Below are 23,510 nucleotides of genomic sequence, written 5' to 3' on the forward strand. Positions count from 1 at the left end.
CTCCTTCGGTCATCGCATCGGTGGTCCCCAGCGATGTGCGGTGCGCTCGCCGCACAGCAAAGATCAGGGAGTTCCACCTACAGCAGTTCAGCAGGCCAGCAGTGGGCGCGGCCCCCACACCGGGGCTGGCTGGCTACGGCAGTTTGTTCACCTGGGCGGCCAGGAGCGACGTCGGCGGGATCATCCGCTTGTGGCCGCCGTGATCGACATGATGAAAGACGGCGATCACGGACGCTTTACGCACGACACCGAACACATGCGGCGTCTTCCCGTCTTCACCCCGCCCGGTGTCGCCGTCCGCCCCGTGGTCGACCTGGTAGGACAACGACTCGTCGCCTCCGGCTCGCGGAGCTGTGAGTTCCTTGACCGTGGCATACGGGGCGGGGCCATCACCGTTATCGACGCTCAGGCCACTAGCGCAGGCACCAGCGGCCTCACGCAGGTCAGACATGAACCGCCCGGCGCCGTCACCTTCGAAGGCGAACAGCATCTTCGACACCGACACGTAGCTGCAGGCTGCCTTGTCGTCGTCGACCTCGGCGGGCACCACTGTGCGGTACGCCGCTGAGGCGGAGGCAGGGTGAGGCGGCGGCTGAAGTGACTCCTCCAGCAGCGCAGCGATCGGCTGGCACGCCGCGCGGTCGGCTTTGCCCCTGGGGATGGGGCAGGCGGTGGACGCCCTCACGGTGCGCACCTTCGGGCACGCTAGGCGTTGTCCCGTGCTTCAAGGAACTCAAGCCGGTTGCCGAGCCTGTCGAGCGTGTAGAAGCGATTGTGCCCAGGGAAGTTGTCATCCCAGGTCACCCTCACCCCGTGCTCTTCCAATCGCGTGGCGAGCGCTTGGAGCGAGGTTACAAGGATGCCCGGGTGTGCCTTCCTGTTCGGACGGAAATCCTCTTCTACCCCCAAGTGGACCTCCAGGCCACCGCCGCGGAACCAGCACCCGCCACGGGCCGCCAGTAGCGGCGGCTTCTTGAGCTCTGTCATCCCGAGGACGCCTCCCCAGAAGTCGCGGCATAGCTCTTCGGCTCCGGGAGGGATGGCGAGCTGCACGTGATGCAGGCCGCCCAAGGTGTATCCGAGCGCCTCCTGGGCCATCTCTTCTCCCCACCGTTCAGTCAGGAATCTTGACGTCAAGATAATGAGGATTGCGAGGGCCAGGCAAGGGGGATGTCTGATCGGATTGCCTCACGCGGGCTCCGTTCACCGCGTTTCCCGGGGAGTCTCTGGGGAGTCTCTGGGGAGTCTCTGGGGAGTCCGGGGAGCGCCGGGGGGGGCGAACCGGGAAAACACCACCACACGCGCAACGCCCTGAATCGGTGTTTCCGCAGCTCAGTGGGCACGTCCCCGGCATCGCCCCTCTCAAAGTCAGGGAGAGCCGCTCAGAGCCGATCACTGTGCGCTCTCCTCCTGCCAGTTCCGTGGCCAGTTTCCGGGAGGCGGCGGTGGCCCGGAGATTCCGAGGTCTCGGCGGGCACAGGCGTAGAACACGTCCCGGGCTTCGCTCATCTGCTGCAGTGCGCGTGTCCACCCGGCGGGATCACTCTTGATGCCGCGCGCGTACAACTCCATGTTCCAGACGGCCTCGTGCCAACCACGGGCCGAGCTGATGGCATCCGCATCACCTACGAGCAGCATCGATTCCCACTCGGCTGCGCGCTTCGATTCGGCCTCCGCGAGTTGTTCCAGCCCGTGCTCCGGTTCTAGCGGGTCGACCACGTTCTCGAAGCCCCGTGAAGCCGCTATGCGCTGGGCTGTTCGGATCTGCCCCTTCAGGGTGTTCGCGTAGGCCGCATACGTATGGAACCGCTGCTCGTCCCAGCGCTCGGCCCGGGCCCGGCGCCAACGGCTCCGCTCGGTGAGGGCAGAAGCCGCGTACGAGCCCACGGCCCCGACGGCAACGCCGATCAAGGCCGGCAACTGATCCCACAACGCCACTGGGCCCCCTCGTATCCACACCAGTCCTGACAGCACCCTCCCGCACCCTCAACCCCGGCGGAAGATCGCCACCCTGCGGTGCCGCGATTTCCACTGCCGTCCCTGTTTACTGGCCGGTTCGCAATCTTGGTGCCAGGTGCCTGTTACGGGACTTATGGGTGGGTTTGACATTGCCTGCGTAGCTTCATTCGTGTCGCCAGGAATGAGGCGGCAGCAGCACAGCGAACCCCCGACCCGGAAAGGCCTGCCACCATGTCGATGAACCCCCGCCGCCTGCACCTCTTCATCGTCGCCGCCGCCGCGACCGCCACCGTGTCCCTGGGTGCCGTCTCCGCCGTGGCCGCCGGCCCCGAGTACCCGCCCAGGAGCGCGACTGCCAAGGTGCCACACAGTGCTCCGGTCGCCGCCTCGTACAGCGCCGCGAAGGGCTCCGCCGCCGTGAAGACGGTCGGGCTCGCCGCGAAGGGGCACACGGCGAAGGTGTACAAGGTCGGCAAGAACAGCTACCGGGCGGACGTCCTGTTCCAGGGCAAGAAGGTCGGCTCGCTGTCGTCCGCGAAGGGCAGGACCGCCACGGCGAACCTGAACGGCCTGCACATCAAGCTCACGCCGACCGGGGCGGTCAGCTCCTGGGCCGACCGTGCGAAACCGCATCAGCCGACGGCGTCGGCTCCGGACGGCAACGCCGAGCCGGGCCCGGACGACCGGAGCACACCGGTCCCGGACGCGGATAGCAACCCGGCCACGCAGCCGGGGGGCCACACCGCCGACACCGCCGACACCGGCGACCAGGCCGTCTCCGGCTCCGAGGAACTCCTCGCCGCCGCCGTCTGACCGCCGACCCGCCGAGATGCCCTCCACCACCGGGTGGAGGTGAGCGCCACGCACTTGGCCTCACGGCAGTCGACGGTACGCGGACTCAGATCAACGGTGGACGGCCCAGAAGCGTCATCCGCCACACGGTGCGCCACCGCATGGGCCGCCGCTCACCGCACGGAGTCCGCGCGCCCTCCAGGAACCCGCCCGCCCACGCACGCAGCCCGCCGGACGACCGCGTGCGGGCGAGGGTGAGCAGGGTCCACGTACCGAGGTACGCCGGGATCAGCGGTAGGGGAAGGCGGCGGCGGGCCAGCCAGACGCGGTTGCGGGCGGTCATACGGAAGTAGACGGCGTGCCGGGCGGGGGACGTCTTCGGGTGCTGGAGCAGCAGGGCCGGTTCGTAGAGGATCTTCCATTCCGAGTACGGCACGGAAGGCGCCGTCGTCCACGAGCAGTCCGTCGTCGTCCAGCTCGATGACCACGTCGACGTCGCCGAACTCGCGCAGCTTGCGCAGGGCGACGTTGCGTCCGCCGGGGCAGCCGAGGTTGTCGTCGAGTTCGATGACCGTCGACCTGCCCGGCAGGCCCGGGAATTCGGGCAGCGGAGAGCCGTTGCCGACGATCACGATCCGCTCGGGCGGCACATCCTGCGCGGCGACCGAGGCGAGCAGCGCGGCGACCTCGCGGGGGCGGTTGCCCATCGTTACGACGGCGACGCCGAGGCGGGGCGAGGGCGTTGGCATGGCGGCTCCGTAGTACGGGTGGGCGGCAGGCGGCAGGCGGCAGGCGGCGGGCGGCGGTTCGGTTGCGCGATGCTAGCCGTTCGCCCCTACGCAGCCCTGCGTCCACCTCCGCAACGGCTCAGTTCGCAAGGAGCGGAGGCGGGCGCGGGGCCGTTCCTCGTTCTCGCCGCACCGGACAGCGGCAACGACCGGCGAGACGCCCCTACCGCGTGCCGCCCCCCATCCCCCCGCCCGGGTGACGCGCCGCGACCGGACCAAGGTCCGCTGCCCGCGCGGCCGATTGGTGTACGTCTCGGGCTGCCCCCAAAACCAGCCGGTTGCCCCGAAACCAGCCGAAGAACCGGCCCGACACCAGCCGAACACCAGCGGAAACCAGCGAAGGAGACTTCATGAACGACGATCTGCCGGTCGAATTGCTCGCGGACCCCGCCGTACGCGCCTTCGTCGCGGCGGTCAACACTCAGGACAGGGATGCCTTCCGGAACGCGCTCACGCCCGACGCGACGATGTCGGACGACGGTACGGAGCGGAATCTCGCCGACTGGACCGAGCGGGAGATCTTCTCCTCCAACGGCAGCATGGCCGTCGAGTCCCAGTCGGACGACGGGCGCACCCTCGTCGTCCGCTACCGCAACGACACCTGGGGTGAGATGCGGACCCGCTGGCAGTTCACCGTCGAGGGCGGGAAGGTCGCGCGGTTCGAGACGGGGCAGGCGTGAGACCGGTCCTCAATAGCCCTTTTCTTCTTGTTAGTTGACGAGTCGTCATCAGTTCTGTGGGTTCCTCTCTTTGTGGCTTATATAGCCGTGCCGATATGACCTCCGGCCCCCGGCGCCCGGGGAGGGACCCATGGCTCGCCGTACGCAGGAGCAGCGCAAGTCCGAGACCAGGTCCCGGCTGATCGACGCCGCCGCCGAGCTCTTCGCCGCGAAGGGGTTCCACGCCGTGTCCGCCGAGGCCGTCGCCGGCGCGGCCGGGCGCCCTCCTGGAGGTGTGGAAGGACCGCACCGCCGCCCACCTCGCGCCCGGTCTCGCCGCCGACCCCGATCCGCACGCGCACGCCGCCGCGAACATCAACGGGATCAAGCACCTGCCGGTGCGGTTCAGCTGAGCCCCGAGAGGGCTACTCGGGGATCCGGACCGCCGTGCCCGCCACGTGCACGCGTGGGTCGCCCTGGCGGAGCGTCACCGTGAGGGTGCCGGGGCGGCCCATGTCCTCGCCCTGCCGGATGACGAACTCCGACTCCTCGCCGACCAGGCCGAGCTCGCGGGCGTACGCGCCGAAGGCGGCGGCCGCCGCGCCCGTCGCCGGGTCCTCGACCACGCCGCCGACCGGGAACGGGTCGCGGGCGTGGAACAGGCCGTCCGACTCCCGCCACACCAGTTGCAGCGTGGTGAGGTTCAGCCGCTGCATCAGGGCTTCGAGGCGGGCGAAGTCGTAGTCCAGGTCGGCGAGGCGCGCGCGGGTCGCGGCGGCGAGGACCAGGTGGTCGTTGCCCGCGAAGGCGATGCGCGGCGGCAGGGCCGGGTCGAGGTCGGACTCGGCCCAGCGCAGCGCGGCGAGCGCCTCGTCGAGATCGGCGCGCTCGACGTCCTTCACCTGCGGCTCGACGCTGGTGAGGGTGGCGCGCAGCTCGCCGTCCACGTCGGCCACGCTGACCGGGACGGTGCCGGCCGGGGTCGCGAACACGTAGTCGCCGGGGCCGCCGCCGTGCTGGGCGAGTGCGACGGCCGTGGCGACCGTGGCGTGCCCGCAGAAGTTGACCTCGTCCTTCGGGCTGAAGAACCGCAGCGTGTACGCACGGCCGCCCGCCGGGGCCAGCTCGGCGGGCGGCGCGGTCAGGAACGCCGTCTCGCTGTAGCCGAGTCCGGCGGCGATCGCCAGCTGCCGTGCGTCGTCCAGGCCGCTCGCGTCGAGCACGACACCGGCAGGGTTGCCCCCGGCGGGGTCGGCGGAGAAGGCGGTGTAGCGAAGGATGTCCGGGTGGGCCGCGTGGGCGTCGGGTGCCGTGGATGCGCTCATGTCGCACCTCAACCGGGTGCGGGGCGCGGGCATTCCCGCGCTCCGCACCCCGCGGCGCAGCTCACCGGTCGTACGGGGGGCTCACTCCCCCCGATCCGCCCCTGCGTGAGGGAAGCCCCTGTGTGAGGGAACGCTCAACCCCGCCCGATGAACGGCATGTTGGTGGCCATGACCGTGGCGAACTGGACGTTCGCCTCCAGCGGGAGCTCCGCCATGTGCCGGACCGTGCGGGCCACGTCGGCGACCTCCATCGCGGGCTCGGCGGCCAGTTGCCCGTTGGCCTGCAGGATGCCGCGCTGCATCTGCTCGGTCATGTCGGTCGCGGCGTTGCCGATGTCGATCTGGCTCGTGGCGATGCGGTACGGGCGCCCGTCCAGGGACAGCGACTTCGTCAGGCCGGTCATGGCGTGCTTGGTGGCGGTGTAGGCGACGGAGTGCGGGCGCGGCACCTGGGCGGAGATCGACCCGTTGTTGATGATCCGCCCGCCTTGCGGTGACTGGCCCTTCATCTGCCGGAACGCGGCCTGGGCGCACAGGAACGCGCCGTTGAGGTTGGTGTCGACGACGTGCCGCCACGCCTCGTAGGGCAGCTCGTCGAGGGGGACGCCGCCGGGGCCGAACGTGCCGGCGTTGTTGAAGAGCAGGTCGAGCCGGCCGAACCGGTCCCGCGCGGCGGCGAACAGGGCCGCCACGTCCTCCTGCACCGCGACATCGGTGCGTACACAGAGCACGTCGTCGCTCTTCGTGAGCGCCGCCGTCTCCTCAAGGGCCTCGGTGCGCCGCCCGGCGAGCGCGAGCGACCAGCCGCCGCGCGCCAGTTCGAGGGCGACGGCCCGGCCGATGCCGGAGCCCGCGCCCGTCACGATCGCGATCTTCGTTTGCGCCTCGTTCATGGCCCCGCAGCGTACGGGACGCGCATCCATACGGCGCTCATCCGTCCGCCATTCGACTGTTGTGTACGCGTCAGTCCCCGGTTGTCGGGCGCCCTTCGAATACCTGTGACAACAACCGTCAGGGGAGGGGCCGATGACAGTCGCAGCTCACGAAGCAGCCCGGAACGCAGTCCGCCGGACCGAGGAACTCCACGCCGCCGCACGGCACTTGGGGCGCCGCCGATTCCTCACCGTGACCGGCGCCGCCGCCGCGCTGGCCTTCGCCACCAACCTGCCCGGCACCGGCGCGGCCCACGCGGCGGAACTGAACGCACGGCGCATATCTGACGATCCGTTCACCATGGGTGTGGCCTCCGGCGACCCGCAGCCCGGCAACGTCGTGCTGTGGACCCGGCTCGCCCCCCAGCCCTTCGAGGCCGACGGCGGCCTGCCCGCCCAGCGCGTCACCGTGCAGTGGGAGATCGCCCACGACGCCCGCTTCGCCCGGATCGTCAGACGCGGCTCCACCACCGCGCACCCCGAGTTCGGCCACTCCGTGCACGTCGAGGTCGACGGCCTGGACGCCGGCCGCGTCTACCACTACCGCTTCCGCACCGGCAGCTGGATCAGCCCGGTCGGCCGCACCCGCACCGCCCCGGCCCGCGCCGCCGGGGTCTCCGCCCTGAAGCTCGCCGCCGTCTCCTGCCAGGCCTACCACGACGGATACTTCACCGCGTACGAGCACCTGGCGCAGGACGACGTCGACGTGGTCCTGCACCTCGGCGACTACCTCTACGAGTACGCCGTGAACTCCACCGGCGGCGCCCGTAACTACACCGACCGCGTGCTGCCCGCGCACTTCAACCGGGAGACCGTCACGCTCGACGACTACCGGATGCGCTACGGCCTCTACAAGTCCGACCCCGACCTGAAGGCCGCGCACGCCGCGCACCCCTTCCTCGTCACCTGGGACGACCACGAGACCGAGAACAACTACGCCGACGACATCCCGGAGAACGGCGTACCGCCGCAGGAGTTCCTCGTCCGCCGGGCCGCCGCGTACCGCGCGTACTGGGAGAACCAGCCGCTGCGCCGCCCGCAGCAGCCCTCCGGGCCGGACATGCAGCTCTACCGGCGCCTGCACTGGGGCCGGCTCGCCCAGTTCGACATCCTCGACACCCGCCAGTACCGCTCCGACCAGGCGTACGGCGACAACGCGCACCCGGCGGGCCCCGAGAGCGACGACCCGAAGCGCAGCATCACCGGCGCCACCCAGGAGCGCTGGCTGCTCGACGGCTGGCGGCGGTCGCGGGCGCTGTGGAACCTGATGCCGCAGCAAGTCGTCGTCTCCCAGCGGGCGTTCGACCTCACCGACACGCCCAAGCTGTCCATGGACGCCTGGGACGGCTACCGCGCCTCGCGCGCCCGCGTCCTGGACGGCGCCCGCGCGGCCGGGATCGACAACCTGATGGTGCTCACCGGCGACGTGCACCGCGGCTACGCCTTCGACATCAAGCAGGACTTCGACGACCCGGACTCCAGGACCGTGGGCACGGAGATCGTCGCGACCTCCATCGCCAGCGGCAAGGACGGCGCCGAGAAGCCGGCCACCTGGTACACGTACATGAAGGCCAACCCGCACCTGAAGTTCTTCAACGGCAGGCGCGGCTACGTGACGGTGGCCCTCGGCACGGAGTCCGCGCGGGCCGACTTCAAGACGGTCTCCGCGGTGACGACGCCGGGCGCGCCGATCTCCACGGCGGCGTCGTTCGTGACGGAGGCGGGGAATCCGGGCCTGAAGGCTGTGTAGCCCCGACCGGGCGACTGGGGTGCCAAATTGAGCCCGTCCGGCGATTGAGGACGAGCCCGGAGGGCGATCGGCGGCGCCCCGGTCGACGTCGCGGGTCGGAATTCGCGGGTTCACTCCCCGGGATAGCGGACGCCGATGCGCTCCCGTACGGCATCGAGCGTCCGCATCACGGCGAGGGTGCCGTCGAGCGGGACCAGTGGGGACTCCCGCTCGCCCGCGCGCAGACAGCGCATCACCTCGGCCGCCTCGTGCCTGAGCGAGTCCCGGCGGCCCTCGCCGGTGAACTCCTCGGGCTCGCGGCCCGGCCGGTGCAGCACGAAGCGGTCCGGGAAGAAGAAGCCGTCCGGGATGTCGATCCGTCCGTGGGAGCCGGTGACGGACGCGGTGACCGGGGTCGCCGCGTCGAGAGAGCAGTGCAACACGGCGTGAGCACCGCTCTCCCAGGAGAGCAGCATTCCCGTACGGAGATCGACGCTCTCCTCCGAGAGCACTGCTCTCGCCGTGACCTCGGCGGGCTCCCCGAGCAGCAGCTGCGCGAACGACACCGGGTACACCCCGAGGTCGAGCAGCGCGCCCCCGCCCTGCTTCGGGTCCCGCAGGCGGTGGGACGGAGGGAAGGGTCCCGCCAGCCCGAAGTCCGCCTGGACCGTGCGCACTTCACCGATCGCCCCGTCCGCGACCAGCTCCCGGAGGCGCCGGATCAGCGGATGGCAGTACATCCACATGGCCTCCATCAGGAAGCTCCCGCGCGCCCGCGCCAGGGCCACCAGCTCCTCGGCCTCCCGGGAGTTCAGCGTGAACGCCTTCTCGCACAGCACCGCACGCCCCGCCTCCAGGCAGAGCCCGGCGGCCTCCCGATGCGCGGAGTGCGGCGTCGCCACGTACACCACGTCAACGTCCTCGTCCGCCGCGAGCGACGCCCAGTCCCCGTACGCCCGGGGAATCCCGAACCGGTCCGCGAACGCCCGCGCGCCCTCGCCGGTACGCGAGGCGACCGCCACCACCTCGGCGTCCGACGGCATGTCGAGCAGCTCCGCCGTGAACCGCTCGGCGATCCAGCCGGTCGCGAGCACCCCCCACCGCACACGCCCCATCCGGTGCCTCCCCTGTCCCGTCCGCCGCCCGGCACCGACTGGCCCCGAACTGGTCTCGACCACGCCGACCGAGCTGAGAGCATAGGGAGCCGAGGCAGCGATGGGGAGGGGTTGAGGTACGTGACGGCTGTGGACCGACGTTCCGCGGGGCTCAGGGAGCCGGCACCGGAAGGGGCGCGCGACGACGGCAGGGCGGCGGCGCGGCGCACCGGACTCCTCACCACGTTCCTGCTCGGCGGACTCACCGCCGTACCGCCGCTCTCCATGGACATGTACCTGCCGGCGCTCCCCGAGGTCACCCGCGCGCTGACCGCCCCGGCCGCCACCGTGCAGCTCACCCTCACCGCCTGCCTCGCCGGTATGGCGCTCGGACAGCTCGTGGTCGGGCCGATGAGCGACCGCTGGGGGCGGCGCCGCCCGCTCCTCGTCGGCCTGCTCATCTACATCGTGGCCACCGCGATCTGCGCCGCCGCGCCGGGCGTCGAACTCCTCGTTGCCTTCCGCCTGCTGCAGGGCCTCGCCGGGGCCGCGGGCATAGTGATAGCGCGCGCCGTCGTGCGCGACCTGTACGACGGCGTGGACATGGCCCGGTTCTTCTCCACCCTGATGCTGATCTCCGGGGTGGCCCCGATCGTCGCGCCGCTCGTCGGCGGACAGGTGCTGCGCTTCACCGACTGGCGCGGCATCTTCGTCGTCCTGACCGTCATCGGCATCGCGCTCACCGCTCTCGTCTGGCGCCGCCTTCCCGAGACCCTCGCCCCGGAACGCCGCCAGTCCGGCGGGGTCGGCGACGCCCTGCGGACCATGAGCGGGCTGCTCGGCGACCGGGTCTTCGCCGGGTACACCCTCGCCGGCGGCTTCGCCTTCGCCGCCCTCTTCGCGTACATCAGCGCGTCCCCGTTCGTGATCCAGGAGATCTACGGCGCGTCCCCGCAGACCTTCTCCCTCCTCTTCGGGGTCAACTCGGTCGGCCTGATCCTCGTCGGCCAGATCAACGGCAAGATCCTCGTCGGCCGGGTCCGGCTCGACCGGGTCCTCGGCGTCGGCCTCGCCCTGATCACGCTCGCCGCGGCCGCGCTGCTTCTGATGACGACCGGGGTCTTCGGGGACGCCCGGGACCTCGGGCTCGTACCGATCGCCGCCGGTCTTTTCGTCCTCATGTCCGCGATGGGCATCACCCTGCCGAACGCCAACGCCCTCGCCCTGATGCGCACCCCGCACGCCGCGGGCTCCGCCTCCGCGCTGCTCGGCACGTCCTCGTTCCTCGTCGGCGCCGTGGCCTCACCGCTCGTCGGCATCGCGGGCGAGCACACCGCCGTACCGATGGCCGTGGTCCAGCTGGCCTGCGCGCTGATCGCGGCCGCGTTCTTCGTGGGGCTGTGCCGCCCCTGGCAGCGGGCGGCGGAGACACAGCAGCAGCCGACCGGCCCCGCACCCGCGACCGGTCCCGTCACGGACGCGGTCACGGGGCCGGTGACGGACGCGGTCGCGGGTACGGGGCCGGGTTCGGTCTCCGGTACGGGTTCGGGTTCGGGGCCGGGTACGGGCTCTTCCGTCGCCGGTACGGGACAGGGGCCGGTCGCCGGTGCGGGACCGGACCCGAGGACCGGCCGCACGGAGGGGCCGGAGCACTGACCCCGCCACGGCTGCGCACCGGCCCGCCCGAGCGGGCCGGACTCGACCCGGAACACCTGCGGCTCCTCGCCGCCGACGTGCGCGCCCTGCCCGGCACCTGGTGCGCAGGCGCCGTCGTGGTCGCCGGGCGCGGGCCCCTGCTCGCCGTCGAGGAGGCGGCCGGATACGCCGTCCGGTACGCCGCCGGAGGCGAGGAACTGCCCGCGCACCGCCGCGTCCCCATGACCCTCGGCACGCCCTTCGACCTGGCCTCGCTCACCAAGCTGTTCACCGCCGTCGCCGCCGTCCAGCAGATCGAACGCGGCACCCTCGGCATCGACGCCCGGATCGCCGCGTACGTCCCCGAACTCACCGCCGCCGCCGACCACGGCATCACCGTGCGCCAGCTGCTCACCCACACCTCGGGCCTGCGCCCCGAACTCCCGCTGTACGCCTGCCAGGACCGGCCCGCGATGCTCGCCGCGCTGCGGACGGAGGAACCGGTCGGCGAGCCGGGCGGGGAGTACCTCTACTCCGACCTGAACATGCTGCTGCTCCAGCAGGTCCTGGAACGCCTCACCGGCCGCCGCCTCGACCGGCTGATCCGCGACGGCATCACCCGCCCCCTCGGCATGCGCGCCACCGGCTTCGGCCCCTGCCCGTTCGCGGCGGCCACCGAGGACCAGCGCACACCCCGAGCCAGGCTCGACCGGGGCATGGTCAGGGGAGTGGTGCACGACGAGAACGCGTACGCCCTCGGCGGGGTGGCCGGGCACGCGGGCCTCTTCTCCACGGCGCACGACCTCGCGGTGTTCTGCCGCACCCTGCTCGGCGGCGGCGCGTACGGGCCCGCCCGCATCCTCGGCCCCGACTTCGTCGACCTGCTCCTTCGCCCACCGGGGCTCGGCTTCCTCGTGGACAAGCCCTGGTTCATGGGCGAGCTGGCGGGACGGGGCGCGGCGGGCCACACGGGCTTCACGGGCACGTCCCTGGTCCTCGACCGGGCTTCGGACACGTTTCTGGTGCTCCTTGCGAACACGGTTCATCCGGTGCGCCGCGCTCCGGACAGTGCACCTCGGGCGCGGGCGGCGACGCGGCTGGCGCGGGCGGTGGCGGAGGCGGTTTGATCCCCTCCCCCGGAGGGGCTGGTTTTTGGGGGGCGCGGGGAACTGCGCGACCAGCCACGGCGGCGGGAAAGCCGACCGACGACCAAATCGAGCCCCTCCGGCGATTGAGGAGCGGGGGCCCGGGGGCGGAGCCCCCTGGGGGTGCTTGGGCCCCGGGTACGATTCCCCAGGTGAACGACCTCGCCCCCGCCGAAGCACTCCGCCCCGCGCTGAGCGGCCTGCTCGACGGACTGCCCCCCAAGCAGGCCGCGCAAGCCGTGGACCGCCTGATCGCCAACTACCGCGGCCGCACCCCGACCGACGCCCCCGTGCTGCGCGACCGCTCGGACGTCGTGGCCTACGCGGCGTACCGGATGCCCGCCACCTTCGAGGCCGTACGCTCCGCCCTCGACGCCTTCGCGGCCGCCGCCCCCGAGGACTGGTCGCCGGGCAGCCATGTCGACATCGGCGGCGGTACGGGCGCGGCGACCTGGGCGGTCAGCGCGACCTGGCCGCAGCGGCGCCCGGTCACGGTCCTCGACTGGGCGGAGCCCGCGCTCGCCCTGGGGCGTGAACTGGCCGAGTCCAACCCCCTGTTGAGCGCCGCGCGCTGGCAGCGCTCTCGTATCGGAGCAGCGCTCACCATCGAGAGCACTGATCTCGTCACGATCTCGTACGTACTCGGCGAGCTGACCGAGGACGACCGCCGCTCGGTCGTCGACGCCGCCGCGGACGCCGGCGAGACCGTCGTGATCATCGAACCCGGCACCCCCGACGGCTACGCCCGCGTCATCGAGGCCAGGGACCGCCTGATCGCCGCCGGCCTGCGCGTCGCCGCCCCCTGCCCGCACAGCGCGGCCTGCCCCATCGAGCCCGGCAAGGACTGGTGCCACTTCTCGTCCCGCGTCAGCCGCTCCTCCCTGCACCGGCGGGTCAAGGGCGGAACCCTGGCGTACGAGGATGAGAAGTTCAGCTACGTCGCCGCCACCCGCCTCCCGGCCACCCCGGCCCCGGCCCGTATCGTCCGCCGCCCGCAGATCCGCAAGGGCCAGGTGCTGCTCGACCTGTGCGTGCGGGACGAGGCCCTGACCCGTACGACGGTGACGAAGCGGCACGGGCCGCGGTACAAGGAGGCCAGGAACGCGGAGTGGGGCGACGCCTGGAGCTCCCAGGACTGAGGTGCGGTCAGGCCCGCGAGGCGCCTAGCAACGCAGCTCCTGCGTACAGCACTTGACGCTCCCGCCGCCCTTGAGCAGCTCGCCCAGGTCCATCCCGATCGGCTCGAAGCCGCGTTCCCTGAGCGGCCCGAAGAGGCCCACCGCCGCCTGCGGGAGCAGCACGTGCAGGCCGTCCGAGACCGCGTTCAGGCCGAGCGCCGCGGCGTCCGGCTCCTGTGCGATCAGCGCGTCGGGGAAGAGGCGGCGAAGGACGGCCCGGCTGCCGGGTGAGAACGCGCCCGGGTAGTACATGATCGCGTCGCCGGAGTCCGTCGCGTCGTCGAGCACGGCGAGGGCGGTGTCGAGGTGGTAGTAGCGCGGGTCGACCAGGTCGAGCCCGATCACCGGCCGCCCGAAGAACTCCTGGGCCTCGCCGTGCGAGAGCGGGCTCGCCCGGAAGCCGCGCCCGGCGAGCACGTACGAGGAGGTGACGGCGAAGTCGCCCTCGCCCTCGTTGATGTGTGCGGGCTCGTGGACGTCGGCCTCGGCGAAGCCGTGCGTACGGAACCAGTCGAGGTGCGCGGCGGCCTCGGGGGCGCGCTCGGCGTGGGCGAAGTTGGCGCCGAGCACACGGCCGTCGATCACGGTCGCGCCGTTGGCGGCGAAGACCATGTCGGGGAGTTCGGGGCGGGGGGTGAGCTGCTCGACGGTGTGGCCGAGCGAGCGGTAGCGCTCCATCAGGTCCTCCCACTGTGCGACGGCCAGGGGCACGTCGACGGGTTTCGTGGGGTCCATCCACGGATTGATGGAGTACGTGACCTTGAAGTGCGCGGGTGGGCACATCAGGTAGCGCCGGGGTGTGGCGTGACGAGGCAATGAGGGCTCCTCACGGTGGGCTGAGCGGCCGGGTGTCGGTCACTCGGATTGCTGCCCATGGTCCGCCGTGAAGAGCCCTCCCGCGCGGTGGCGAACGGGTTGTTCTCCGTACGTGCCACGCGAGTTCACACCGCTACGCCTCATGAAGCCGTGCCGTCGCCGCGCCCTTCCTGCAGCTTGCGCAGCAACTCCCGTTTCTGCGCCCGCGCGTCGAGCCCGCCGCCGATCCGTCCGTCCCGGCCGCCGCCGCGCAGTGCCTTGCGGGACAGCTTGGTGCGGTGCCCGCCGACGCCCAGCATGTTTCCTGCTCCACCTCGGGTCATGTCGTACTCCCGTCAAATCCGTCAATCGATCGAGGCGAGACGTATCGTCTCGCTCTGACAGGCTCCAGAGTGGGCGAGACGGTTCGTCTTGTCAAGGCTTTTCGAGACGATACGTATCGGCTCATCGCGCTGCTACATTCGAGCCATGGCGACCAAGACAGCCCCCGACTCATCGCGGCGCAGCGAGCGCTCCCGCCGCGCCATCTACGACGCGGCCCTCGCCCTGATCGGCGAGGCCGGATACGCGAAGACGACCATCGAAGGCATCGCCGCCCGCGCCGGTGTCGGCAAGCAGACGATCTACCGCTGGTGGTCCTCCAAGGCGGAGGTCCTGCTCGAAGCCTTCGTCGACCTCGGCGAGCGGAACATGGCCGCCGCCGCGGAGGCCGCCGGAGTGGACCCCGGCGAGGCCCGCGCCATCCCCGACACCGGCGACCTCGCGGCCGACCTGAAGGACGTGCTGCGCGCCACGGTCGACGAGCTCAAGGACCCGCAGTTCGCGATCCCGTACCGCGCGCTCGCCGCCGAGGGCATCATCAACCGCGACCTCAGCGTCCGCGCCGTCGAGCAGATCCTCGAACCCGGCCTCCAGCTCTACGTCGCCCGGCTGCGCGCCGCCCAGGAGACCGGCGAACTGCGCGCCGACCTCGACCCGCGGATCGCCCTAGAACTCTTCGTCTCGCCGATCGCGCAACGCTGGCTGCAGGGCACCGGCGAACTGACGCACGCGTACGCGGACACGCTCGTCGAGTACGCCCTGGGCGGCCTCGCCCCCCGCTGAACCGCGACCGCCGGATCACTCCTCGCTGAACCGCGACCGCCGGATCACTCCTCGCTGAGCGGCCGCGCACGGACGGGCCCCGTGACCGGTGTGCGGGCGAGGAGCCCCGGCGCGTTGGTGATCACGCCGTCGCAGCCGAGGCGCAGCACGCGGTCCCGCTGCTTCACCGAGTTCACGGTGTGCGCCCACACGTGCGGGATGCCCGAGTTCACCGCGCGTACCAGATCCTGGTCGCGCGCCTTGTAGTCCACGTCGAGGACATCGACGAACGTGCGCCACTCGCGCGGCTTGTCCGTCCTCATCTGCCGTGCGCTGCGCCAGAGTTGGGTCCGCAGGCCGAGCTCGTGCGCGCGCTTGGCCACCGACGGCCAGTGCGAGTTGACCAGGACGGAGCGGGTCAGGCCGCGCCGGTGCAGCATCCGCGCGAGCGGGGCGAGCCCGGCCTTGTCCTTGACCTCCAGGAGAAGCACTACCCGCCCGCCGAACCGGTCGAGCACCTCGGCCACCGTCGGCGGGCGCTCGGACCGCCAGGCACCGCGCAGCGAACGGCGCGGCGTCAGCCGTACGTCACGCCACTGCTTTGCCGTGAGGGAGCGGACCGGTCCCTTCCGGTCGGTCGTCCGGTCCAGGGTGGAGTCGTGCATCGCGACCAGCGTGCCGTCGCGCAGCATCCTCGTGTCCACGTCGAGCACCTGGGCCGTGCCCCGCTCGAACGCCGCCACAAGCCCGGACATGCTGTTCTCGGGCACTTCGAGGGCGCCGCCGCGATGCGCGGTGTATGTGACGCGGGGCAGCGAGTCGACGGTGAGGGGGCCGCCCTTGCTCCACTCCAGGGGAGCGGTCGTGCCGCCGGGGGCGACGCCGGTCAGTTGTCCCGCCAGGGCGAGGGCGGTGATGACGGCTGGGGCAGCCAGGGTGACCATGTTGCCCAAGGTAGGCAGATATATCCGGACTCGCCCGTCATCGTCACCCAAGCCCGCGCATCGCCCCCGGTACCCCGGATGAGGAGTGCGGCCACCCGAGGCGCAGGATGGTGGCACCATGGACGGACGGGACGAAGCAAGGTGAGGGGATAGATGGGCGCGGAGTTCGGCCGTCGCACCGGCGGACAGAGCAGGTTTTCCCAGTGGCTGCGCGCCCGACGCCCCAAGGACACGGGGGACGAGGGAAGCCGCGAGGCCCTGCTTCTCGCCGCGGCCGCGGCGGGCCTGCCGCTCGCCCCGGCGGCCCACCCCGCCGGGTACCGCTGCTCCTGCGACCGCATCGGCTGCCCCACCCCCGCCCGGCACCCGGTCTCCTTCGCCTGGCAGACCCAGTCGACCACCGACCGCGGCCAGATCCAGCGCTGGGCCGAGCACCAGCCGGAGGCCAACTTCATCACGGCGACCGGCATGGTCCACGACGTCCTGGACGTCCCCGTGGAAGCCGGGCGCAGCGCCCTGGAGCGGCTGCTCGCGGCGGGCGTCGAGGTGGGCCCCGTCGCCGAGTCCGGCGGGAACCGGATGATGTTCTTCACCGCCACCCGAGGCACCCCGGAGGACGAGGACGAGTGGTGGCCGTGCGAGCTGGACTGCCACCCCGAGACGACGGACGAACACCCCGGCCTGCGCTGGCACTGCCGGGGTTCGTACGTCCTGGTCCCGCCCGCGCGGCTGCCCGGTGAGCTCGACGTCCACTGGGTGCGCGGCCCCGAGCATCCGCTGCCCGAGCCGCTGACGCTCCTCGAAGCGCTCACCGACGCGATCGCGCAGCACGCGGGCGCGGAGCCGGAGAGCGCGGCCTGGCCGCTGCGCGGCTGAACGCGGGCCCAGCGGGCGTCTCCCCGTGGCGGCGGCTCGAACGTCGAACGCGAGAGGCGGGCCCGGGGAGCGTCTCCCCGGGCCCGCCTACCGCTTGTTCACTCGCCCTTCGCGCCCGTCAGCCCCTGCACCCGGTTCAGCATCTCGACCTGTGAGGTGGAGGCGCCCTTCGGCGGTACGACGACGGTCTGGCCGGCCGCGTACTCCAGGGTCACCGAGCTCTTCGCGTCGCCCGTCATCAGCGCGCGCACGGACGGACCGATGCGCAGGTTCAGGCCCTCGGCCGCGGTGCGCTTCTCGTAGTGGCGGGTGGAGAAGAACACCAGCGCCCCGCCGTCCTCGGTGCGCAGCCCGACCGGGGCGTACGTACCGGAGTTCTGCGGTTCGTCGATGTACTGCGAGACCAGGCCACGCCCCTTGGCCGCCTTCTCGCGCTCCGTGCGCCAGTCGGAGGTGTACGGGCCCTCCTCGAAGGTCTCGCCGCCGTCCTTCAGGTAGGAGGCGTACTCCTCGCTCAGGTTCTTCGGGGCGACGGCGAGCTTCTTGTCGTCCACGGCGACCGGCTCGGCGAAGCCGTCCTTGTCCTTCTTGAACTTCGGCATCTTCCCGGGCGGTACGAACGCCAGGTACGAGGCCTCCCACGGCTCGGCCAGGCCGCCGCGGGTGAAGACCATCACCCAGCGGAACGAGCCGTTCTTGTCCTTGTTGCTGTCGGTGTCCGCGACGAACCAGCGCGGCCAGCCCGCCTGCTTGGGAATGATGAACTTCGCGTCGTCGAGCTTCAGGGGCGCGGACGCCGGCTGCTCGTCGCCGTCCTTCTTCAGCTCCGCGCGTGCCTTCAGGCCCGCCTGGTTGATCGCGCCGAACGGCCCGGTGACCGATTTCGCGTCCTTCGCCGGGTCGGCCGCGGCCTCCGCGGCGTTGTACGCCTTCGTGAAGTCCTTCAGGGCGCGGGCGGCCTCCGCCTTCGTCGCCGCGGGGAGGATCTCCCGCTCCCCGTGCACCGTCACGCACCCGCTCGCCGTCACGGCCAGCACCGTCACCGCCGCTGCCGCCGCTGCCGGCCGACCCACCCTGCGCAGCCTGCTCATCGCTTGCCTTCTGCTCCGCTCCAACTGGCCCCCACTGTCGGTCGGAACCCTACCGGGGACGGGGGTGTGGGGAGGAGCCCGGACCTCAGAGCGAGCCCACACCGTGATCTGGCGCCCCTTGGTCCCTGTTGGCAGTCGCGCCTGCCGGGCTCGCTCGGGAACGGGAGTGTACGCGGCCCGGCGCCGGGGCTCGGAGGGCTGATGCTTCAATGCCGGAGTGACTTCGGCGACGGGTCGGCCCGGCCCCCTTGATCTCGATGTGCTCCGCGTCTTCTGCGGCCCCGACGGGCGGTACGGCAACGCCCTCGGAGTCGTCCGCGACGGCACCGCCGTGCGCGGCGAGGCGGCGCGCCAGGAGCTGGCGCGCGGCCTCGGCTTCAGCGAGACCGTGTTCGTCGACGACGACGAGCGCGGCGTCGTCGACATCTACACCCCCACCGTGCGCCTGCCCTTCGCCGGACACCCCTGCGTCGGCACGGCCTGGCTGCTCGACCTGCTCGAACTCCGCACGCCCGCAGGGGTGGTGACGGCGCGTCAGGACGGCGAGTTCAGCTGGATCACGGCCCGCCCGGAGTGGGCCCCGGACCGCACCCTGCGGCGGCACGGCTCGCCCCTGGAGGTGGACACGCTCGCGGTGCCGCCACCGGGGGATTGGGTGTACGCCTGGGCGTGGGAGGACGAGGCGGCCGGGCGGGTGCGTGCGCGGGCGTTCCCCGGGCGCGGTGACGGGATCGACGAGGACGAGGCAACCGGCGCGGCGGCCCTGCTCCTCACCGCCCACCTGGGCCGCGCGCTCAATATCCGCCAGGGCGCGGGCTCCCAGATCCTGACGGCACCGAATCCGGACGGGACGGTGGAGGTGGGGGGCCGGGTGCTGCTGGTCGGCGCGTGATTTTCCCCTACCCGCCCCTGCCCGCAGCGTCCGATATGCGGCTGGCGCCGCGTGGCCTCGCCGGACGGGCCTCCTCAATCTCCCCCAGCTACCGCTGGGAGGTGCCCCCAGAGAGGCTCAAAATTGAGCCCCTCCGGCGATTGAGGAGCGGGGGTCCGGGGGCGGAGCCCCCGGGAGGGCTCACGCGCTGAGCGGGAACTCCTCACCAAGGGCCCGGAACACGCCAGTGTTCAACGCGAACGCCCGCTTGCACTCGTCCACGATCCGCATCTTCTCCAGCTCGTCCACCGGCACCCCGTCGAGCAGGTCGCGGTAGGCGCGCTTGAACGCGGCCGGGTTGGAGATGCCCTCGAAGACGTAGAACCGCACGCCGTCTCCCTTGCGCGCGAAGCCCCAGGTCCGCTCCGCCTTGTCGCGGATGATCTGGCCGCCGGAGAGGTCGCCGAGATAGCGCGTGTAGTGGTGGGCGACGAAGCCGCCGGGCCAGCCGCGGGCGCACTCGGTGACCCGGTCCACGTACGCCTGTGTCGCGGGCAGGGGCCGCAGCCCCTCGCGCCAGTCCCCGGAGCCCCCGTGCAGATGCGTCAGGTCCCGCTCCAGCTCCGCCGTGCGCGTCAGCTCGGGGCGGATGAAGGGGCCCGCCACCGGGTCGTCGCGCAGGGCCTCGGCGCCGGCCTCCATCGCGCGGTACACGAACCAGAGCTGCTCGGTGTAGCGCGTGTACGCCTCCACGCCGAGTTTTCCGCCCAGCAGGTCGCTCATGAACGTCGAGTTCTCGGCCTCGGTGTGCGCCTCGTGGGAGGCGGTGCGGATGAGCGTCGAGAACGGCGTGGACGCGGTGGACATGGGGGCGGACCTCCGGTGCCGAAGGGGCTGGGAACCTGCGATGATCCTGCTACTTAGGCATGCCTAAGTCAACTGGTTCCCGACGACCTGTCGGTAAAGGAGTTCCCGACGTACTGTCGGTAAAACGTCTGTGCGAGAAAAACGCGGGTCAGGGCAGCGTGAGGATGTCCGCGCCCGTGTCCGTCACCACGAGCGTGTGCTCGAACTGCGCGGTCCGCTTCCGGTCCTTGGTGACCACGGTCCAGCCGTCGTCCCACATGTCGTACTCGTGCGTGCCCAGCGTCAGCATCGGCTCGATCGTGAACGTCATGCCGGGCTGCATCACCGTCGTGGCGTGCGGGCTGTCGTAGTGCGGGACGATCAGGCCGGAGTGGAAGGACGAATTGATGCCGTGACCCGTGAAGTCACGCACGACGCCGTAGCCGAAGCGCTTGGCGTACGACTCGATGACGCGGCCGATGATGTTGATCTGGCGGCCCGGCCTGACCGCCTTGATGGCCCGGGCGGTCGCCTCCCTGGTCCGCTCGACCAGGAGCTTCGACTGCTCGTCCACGTCACCGCAGAGGTACGTGGCGTTGTTGTCGCCGTGCACGCCGCCGATGTACGCCGTGACGTCCAGGTTCACGATGTCGCCGTCGCGCAGCACCGTGGAGTCCGGGATGCCGTGGCAGATGACCTCGTTGACGGAGGCGCACAGGGACTTCGGGAAGCCGCGGTAGCCCAGGGTGGACGGGTACGCGCCGTGGTCGCACATGAACGCGTGCGCCACCTCGTCCAGCTTGTCCGTGGTGACGCCCGGCTCGATGTACTTCGCTGCCTCGGCCATGGCCTGCGCGGCGATACGGCCCGCGATCCGCATCAGCTCGACGGTCTCCGGGGTCTGCACCTCCGGGCCGGAGTACGGCGTCGGCGCGGGCTTGCCCACGTACTCGGGACGCCGGATGCTGCCGGGGACGGAACGGGTGGGAGAGAGCTCCCCTGGTACGAGCAGTGACTGGCCAGACATACCAGTGAGTGTATCCAGCGGACTTGGGGCACGATGGCGGCGGGAACCAACCTCGGAGCGCTCGGAAGAGACTCGGGCAGAGAGGGGTCCGTGATGGCCCTGTTCAAGAAGCGCACGGTCGGCAAGCCGGGGGAGTGGTACTACTGCCTCGAACACCAGAAGGTCGAGGAAGGCCCCGACTGTCCGGGCAAGGACCGCTTCGGCCCGTACGCCTCCCGCGTCGAGGCGGAGCGGGCGATGCAGACCGCCCAGGACCGCAACCTGGAATGGGACACCGACCCGAGGTGGCACGACCGCAAGGGCGGAGCCGAGGAGTCCGGCTGACCTGTCACCAGCGCGCGGGCGGCGGCTCCGTCAGCTGATCCGCGAGGCGGGACAGCCGGTCCCGGAAGCTGCGGCGTCCCCGCGGGGCCGGGGCGGGCAGGGAGTTCTCGCCGGCCGCCGCGCTCACCAGGTGCTGCACCGTGTCCAGGTCGAGCTCCGGCTCGTCGGGCACGGTGAGCGCCTCGTGGGCGAGCCGGTTCAGATCACGGTCGCCGGACTCCAGGGCGAGCACCGTCGCCCCCGCCCTGCGGGCGTCGTGGATACGCTCCAGGAGCCCGCCGCACGGGTCGTCCGGCGCGACCACCAGCAGCGTCTCGCCGCGCCGCGCCGCCTCGATCCGGCCGAGGCCCACCGACAGATGCGCCGGATCCCCGGGCCCGACCCGGTGCCGCACCAGCGTCGGCCGCAGCTCCGGCGTTCCCGACCAGGCCGCCTCGTCCACCAGATGGGCGGCCAGATGCCAGGGCTCGTACGCCGAGGTCCCCACGAGCAGGAGACCGCCACCGTGCGGCACCACCGAACCGCGCAGAGCCCCCGCGAAGCGGCGGGTGGCGCCAGGCCATTCCGTCCCGGCGAGCACTTCGCGCAGCAGCGCGACCCGTACGGCATCCATGGCCCCGCATGCTGCCTCCCGCGCCCGGCGCCTGTCCGGAAGTTGCCCCAACTCGGCGGCGCCGCGCCCGTGGTGGGGCCACGGGTTCGCACACGAGCGCGGATTCCGTACGCCCGCGCCCCCTACCGGCAAGTATCGTCGCCGTATGACTTCCCACGATGCTGCTCAAGAGGCCCCGTCCCAGGGGCAGGACAAGGCGCCGGGCAAGGCTCCCGCGAAGGATCCCCGGGACCTCCCCGACGTGTCCGGACTCGTCGTCGGCGTGCTCGGCGGGACCGGCGACCAGGGCCGTGGCCTCGCCTACCGGCTCGCGCGGGCCGGCCAGAAGGTCGTCATCGGCTCCCGCGCCGCCGAGCGCGCCCAGGCCGCGGCCGACGAGCTCGGCCTCGGCGTCGAGGGCGCCGACAACGCCGAGTGCGCACGCCGCTCCGACATCGTGATCGTCGCCGTGCCGTGGGACGGGCACGCCAAGACGCTCGAGTCGCTGCGCGAGGAACTGAGCGGGAAGCTCGTGGTCGACTGCGTCAACCCGCTGGGCTTCGACAAGAAGGGCGCGTACGCCCTCAAGCCCGAGGAGGGCAGCGCCGCCGAGCAGGCCGCCGCGCTCCTGCCCGGCTCCCGCGTGACCGCCGCCTTCCACCACCTGTCGGCCGTGCTGCTCCAGGACGAGTCCATCGAGGAGATCGACACCGACGTGATGGTGCTCGGCGAGGTCCGCGCCGACACCGACCTCGTGCAAGCCCTCGCCGCCCGCATCCCGGGCATGCGGGGCGTCTTCGCCGGACGCCTTCGCAACGCCCACCAGGTGGAGTCGCTCGTCGCCAACCTGATCTCCGTGAACCGGCGGTACAAGGCGCACGCGGGCCTGCGCGTCACCGACGTGTAGGCGCGGCGCGGGCATGGGGGACACTGGACGGCGTACGAACCGCAGTATCCGGACAGGAGCCGAACCCCATGCCCCGCCTCGCTCTGTACGCCCTCGTCGTCTGCGTCCTCGCCGTGGCCGCGGCCGTGGTCTCCTTCGTCGAGGGCAGCTGGCTCGGCATCGTCTGGGTGCTGATCGCCGGGCTCTCGTCCAACATGACCTGGTACTACCTGCGTAAGGGCAAGGCCGAGAAGGCCTCCGTCAGCCACTGACGCAGACCGGGCTTTCGGCCTGCCAGAAGCGGTAGAGGTTCTGCCCGCAGTACGACTCCAGCTCCTCGATCCCCAGGCCGCGCAGCAGCGCGTGGATCGCGTCGAAGAACGCGATGTTGACCTCCGGGATCCACAGCACCATGAAGACCGCGAGCAGCCCGAACGGCGCGAACGGCTCCACCTGGCGGCGGATCCGCCGCGACAGCCAGGGCTCGATCACTCCGTACCCGTCCAGGCCCGGCACCGGCAGGAAGTTCAGCAGCGCCGCCGTCACCTGCAGCAGCGCCAGGAACGCGAGCGCGTACCGGAACGCCGGCGGTACGCCCGCCAGCGCGTCCAGCCAGAACGGCGCCGTGCACACCACCGCGAAGGCGACGTTGGTCAGCGGGCCCACCGCCGAGATCAGGCTGTGCCGCCAGCGGCCCCGGATCCGGCTCCGCTCGATGAACACGGCACCGCCGGGCAGCCCGATCCCGCCCATGATCACGAACACCACGGGCAGCACGATGCTCAGGAGCGCGTGCGTGTACTTCAGCGGGTTCAGCGGAATTCTTGCGAGGAACCCCGGCCGTTCAGGGCCGGGAGGAATCGCGTCTCGTGGTTGCGACGCGGAGCGTCGCGGTGCCGGGTTTGACGGGCGCGGAGT

The 23,510-nt window shown here is 71.6% G+C and carries 26 protein-coding genes and 2 pseudogenes; 13 read left to right on the top strand and 15 right to left on the bottom strand.

The features are described from left to right. Positions 1 to 133: 133 nt before the first annotated feature. The 3 genes from QIT00_RS15600 to QIT00_RS15610 form a co-directional block, all read right to left on the bottom strand. Positions 134 to 547, bottom strand: coding sequence for a hypothetical protein (locus QIT00_RS15600; RefSeq protein WP_282535848.1), 414 nt, complete (start codon positions 545 to 547; stop codon positions 134 to 136). Between the two features lie 158 nt (positions 548 to 705). Then, positions 706 to 1,098, bottom strand: coding sequence for a VOC family protein (locus QIT00_RS15605; protein WP_282535849.1), 393 nt, complete (start codon positions 1,096 to 1,098; stop codon positions 706 to 708). Positions 1,099 to 1,392: 294 nt separating this feature from the next. Further along, complete coding sequence (locus QIT00_RS15610) at positions 1,393 to 1,911, bottom strand: hypothetical protein (protein WP_282535850.1); 519 nt, start codon at positions 1,909 to 1,911, stop codon at positions 1,393 to 1,395. 279 nt (positions 1,912 to 2,190) lie between these two features. On the opposite strand from QIT00_RS15610, the gene QIT00_RS15615 reads away from it, so the two are divergent. Further along, the gene (locus QIT00_RS15615) at positions 2,191 to 2,772 is read left to right on the top strand and encodes a hypothetical protein (RefSeq protein WP_282535851.1); all 582 of its coding nucleotides are present in this window, start codon (positions 2,191 to 2,193) and stop codon (positions 2,770 to 2,772) included. An 85-nt stretch (positions 2,773 to 2,857) separates the two neighbouring features. On the opposite strand, the pseudogene QIT00_RS15620 reads toward QIT00_RS15615, so the two are convergent. Then, positions 2,858 to 3,500 (bottom strand): annotated as a pseudogene (locus QIT00_RS15620) (glycosyltransferase family 2 protein). Positions 3,501 to 3,889: 389 nt separating this feature from the next. Between QIT00_RS15620 and QIT00_RS15625 the strand changes: the two are divergent. Both QIT00_RS15625 and QIT00_RS15630 read left to right on the top strand, forming a co-directional pair. Continuing rightward, entirely contained in the window at positions 3,890 to 4,219 is a 330-nt protein-coding gene (locus QIT00_RS15625; protein WP_282535852.1) for a nuclear transport factor 2 family protein, read from the top strand. Between the two features lie 130 nt (positions 4,220 to 4,349). Next, positions 4,350 to 4,472: pseudogene (locus QIT00_RS15630) on the top strand (TetR family transcriptional regulator); the annotation flags it as partial. A gap of 151 nt (positions 4,473 to 4,623) precedes the next feature. Here QIT00_RS15630 and QIT00_RS15635 read toward each other — a convergent pair. Together QIT00_RS15635 and QIT00_RS15640 are read right to left on the bottom strand one after the other, a co-directional pair. After that, positions 4,624 to 5,523 (bottom strand): PhzF family phenazine biosynthesis isomerase, encoded by a 900-nt coding sequence (locus QIT00_RS15635; protein WP_282535853.1) that lies wholly within the window; start codon positions 5,521 to 5,523, stop codon positions 4,624 to 4,626. 134 nt (positions 5,524 to 5,657) lie between these two features. Next, a complete protein-coding gene (locus tag QIT00_RS15640) occupies positions 5,658 to 6,416 on the bottom strand; it encodes an SDR family oxidoreductase (RefSeq protein ID WP_282535854.1) in 759 nt (252 codons plus the stop codon). A 133-nt stretch (positions 6,417 to 6,549) separates the two neighbouring features. Here QIT00_RS15640 and QIT00_RS15645 point away from each other — a divergent pair, with 133 nt between their 5' ends. Then, the gene (locus QIT00_RS15645) at positions 6,550 to 8,205 is read left to right on the top strand and encodes an alkaline phosphatase D family protein (protein WP_282535855.1); all 1,656 of its coding nucleotides are present in this window, start codon (positions 6,550 to 6,552) and stop codon (positions 8,203 to 8,205) included. 110 nt (positions 8,206 to 8,315) lie between these two features. Here QIT00_RS15645 and QIT00_RS15650 read toward each other — a convergent pair whose 3' ends face one another. Further along, on the bottom strand, positions 8,316 to 9,299 hold the full coding sequence (locus QIT00_RS15650) for a Gfo/Idh/MocA family protein (protein ID WP_282535856.1): 984 nt from the start codon (positions 9,297 to 9,299) through the stop codon (positions 8,316 to 8,318). Positions 9,300 to 9,527: 228 nt separating this feature from the next. Between QIT00_RS15650 and QIT00_RS15655 the strand changes: the two genes are divergently transcribed. The 3 genes from QIT00_RS15655 (at position 9,528) to QIT00_RS15665 (ending at position 13,197) form a co-directional block, all read left to right on the top strand. Further along, positions 9,528 to 10,934: a multidrug effflux MFS transporter gene (locus QIT00_RS15655; RefSeq protein WP_282535882.1), complete on the top strand. Its 1,407-nt coding sequence runs from the start codon at positions 9,528 to 9,530 to the stop codon at positions 10,932 to 10,934. Then, positions 10,931 to 12,040, top strand: coding sequence for a serine hydrolase domain-containing protein (locus QIT00_RS15660; RefSeq protein ID WP_282535883.1), 1,110 nt, complete (start codon positions 10,931 to 10,933; stop codon positions 12,038 to 12,040). Before QIT00_RS15655 ends, QIT00_RS15660 begins: the two co-directional genes overlap by 4 nt. 170 nt (positions 12,041 to 12,210) lie before the next feature. Beyond that, positions 12,211 to 13,197, top strand: coding sequence for a small ribosomal subunit Rsm22 family protein (locus QIT00_RS15665; protein WP_282535857.1), 987 nt, complete (start codon positions 12,211 to 12,213; stop codon positions 13,195 to 13,197). A gap of 24 nt (positions 13,198 to 13,221) precedes the next feature. Here QIT00_RS15665 and ddaH read toward each other — a convergent pair whose 3' ends face one another. After that, positions 13,222 to 14,052 (bottom strand): dimethylargininase, encoded by an 831-nt coding sequence (ddaH, locus tag QIT00_RS15670; protein WP_282535858.1) that lies wholly within the window; start codon positions 14,050 to 14,052, stop codon positions 13,222 to 13,224. A gap of 140 nt (positions 14,053 to 14,192) precedes the next feature. After that, positions 14,193 to 14,375 (bottom strand): DUF6243 family protein, encoded by a 183-nt coding sequence (locus QIT00_RS15675; RefSeq protein WP_282535859.1) that lies wholly within the window; start codon positions 14,373 to 14,375, stop codon positions 14,193 to 14,195. A 145-nt stretch (positions 14,376 to 14,520) separates the two neighbouring features. Here QIT00_RS15675 and QIT00_RS15680 point away from each other — a divergent pair, with 145 nt between their 5' ends. Then, a complete protein-coding gene (locus QIT00_RS15680) occupies positions 14,521 to 15,156 on the top strand; it encodes a TetR/AcrR family transcriptional regulator (RefSeq protein WP_282535860.1) in 636 nt (211 codons plus the stop codon). 44 nt (positions 15,157 to 15,200) lie between these two features. Here QIT00_RS15680 and QIT00_RS15685 read toward each other — a convergent pair whose 3' ends face one another. Continuing rightward, positions 15,201 to 16,079, bottom strand: a complete 879-nt coding sequence (locus tag QIT00_RS15685; RefSeq protein WP_282535861.1) for a glycerophosphodiester phosphodiesterase — start codon at positions 16,077 to 16,079, stop codon at positions 15,201 to 15,203. 153 nt (positions 16,080 to 16,232) lie between these two features. Between QIT00_RS15685 and QIT00_RS15690 the strand changes: the two genes are divergently transcribed. Beyond that, positions 16,233 to 16,955 (top strand): bifunctional DNA primase/polymerase, encoded by a 723-nt coding sequence (locus QIT00_RS15690; protein ID WP_282535862.1) that lies wholly within the window; start codon positions 16,233 to 16,235, stop codon positions 16,953 to 16,955. Positions 16,956 to 17,053: 98 nt separating this feature from the next. On the opposite strand, the gene QIT00_RS15695 is transcribed toward QIT00_RS15690, so the two are convergent. Then, on the bottom strand, positions 17,054 to 18,046 hold the full coding sequence (locus tag QIT00_RS15695; protein WP_282535863.1) for a hypothetical protein: 993 nt from the start codon (positions 18,044 to 18,046) through the stop codon (positions 17,054 to 17,056). A 217-nt stretch (positions 18,047 to 18,263) separates the two neighbouring features. On the opposite strand from QIT00_RS15695, the gene QIT00_RS15700 reads away from it, so the two are divergent. Then, on the top strand, positions 18,264 to 18,938 hold the full coding sequence (locus QIT00_RS15700) for a PhzF family phenazine biosynthesis protein (RefSeq protein WP_282535864.1): 675 nt from the start codon (positions 18,264 to 18,266) through the stop codon (positions 18,936 to 18,938). Between the two features lie 180 nt (positions 18,939 to 19,118). On the opposite strand, the gene QIT00_RS15705 is transcribed toward QIT00_RS15700, so the two are convergent. Further along, complete coding sequence (locus QIT00_RS15705; protein ID WP_282535865.1) at positions 19,119 to 19,784, bottom strand: biliverdin-producing heme oxygenase; 666 nt, start codon at positions 19,782 to 19,784, stop codon at positions 19,119 to 19,121. Between the two features lie 148 nt (positions 19,785 to 19,932). After that, positions 19,933 to 20,790, bottom strand: coding sequence for a type I methionyl aminopeptidase (gene map, locus QIT00_RS15710; protein ID WP_282535866.1), 858 nt, complete (start codon positions 20,788 to 20,790; stop codon positions 19,933 to 19,935). Between the two features lie 93 nt (positions 20,791 to 20,883). Between map and QIT00_RS15715 the strand changes: the two genes are divergently transcribed. Continuing rightward, a complete protein-coding gene (locus QIT00_RS15715; protein ID WP_282535867.1) occupies positions 20,884 to 21,114 on the top strand; it encodes a hypothetical protein in 231 nt (76 codons plus the stop codon). A 4-nt stretch (positions 21,115 to 21,118) separates the two neighbouring features. On the opposite strand, the gene QIT00_RS15720 is transcribed toward QIT00_RS15715, so the two are convergent. Beyond that, on the bottom strand, positions 21,119 to 21,727 hold the full coding sequence (locus QIT00_RS15720) for a hypothetical protein (RefSeq protein WP_282535868.1): 609 nt from the start codon (positions 21,725 to 21,727) through the stop codon (positions 21,119 to 21,121). Between the two features lie 145 nt (positions 21,728 to 21,872). Here QIT00_RS15720 and npdG point away from each other — a divergent pair, with 145 nt between their 5' ends. Next, positions 21,873 to 22,613 carry an NADPH-dependent F420 reductase gene (npdG, locus tag QIT00_RS15725; protein WP_282535869.1) on the top strand — a complete coding sequence of 247 codons (741 nt, stop codon included), beginning with the start codon at positions 21,873 to 21,875 and terminating at the stop codon, positions 22,611 to 22,613. A 68-nt stretch (positions 22,614 to 22,681) separates the two neighbouring features. After that, entirely contained in the window at positions 22,682 to 22,864 is a 183-nt protein-coding gene (locus tag QIT00_RS15730; protein WP_408909778.1) for a hypothetical protein, read from the top strand. Here QIT00_RS15730 and QIT00_RS15735 read toward each other — a convergent pair. Further along, on the bottom strand, positions 22,854 to 23,510 hold a 657-nt coding region (locus QIT00_RS15735; protein WP_282535870.1), incomplete at its 5' end, for a site-2 protease family protein. The two genes, QIT00_RS15730 and QIT00_RS15735, sit on opposite strands and share 11 nt — an antisense overlap.

Origin of the sequence: Streptomyces luteolus (genome assembly GCF_029968015.1) — a bacterium.
Classification (GTDB): Bacteria; Actinomycetota; Actinomycetes; order Streptomycetales; family Streptomycetaceae; genus Streptomyces; species Streptomyces luteolus.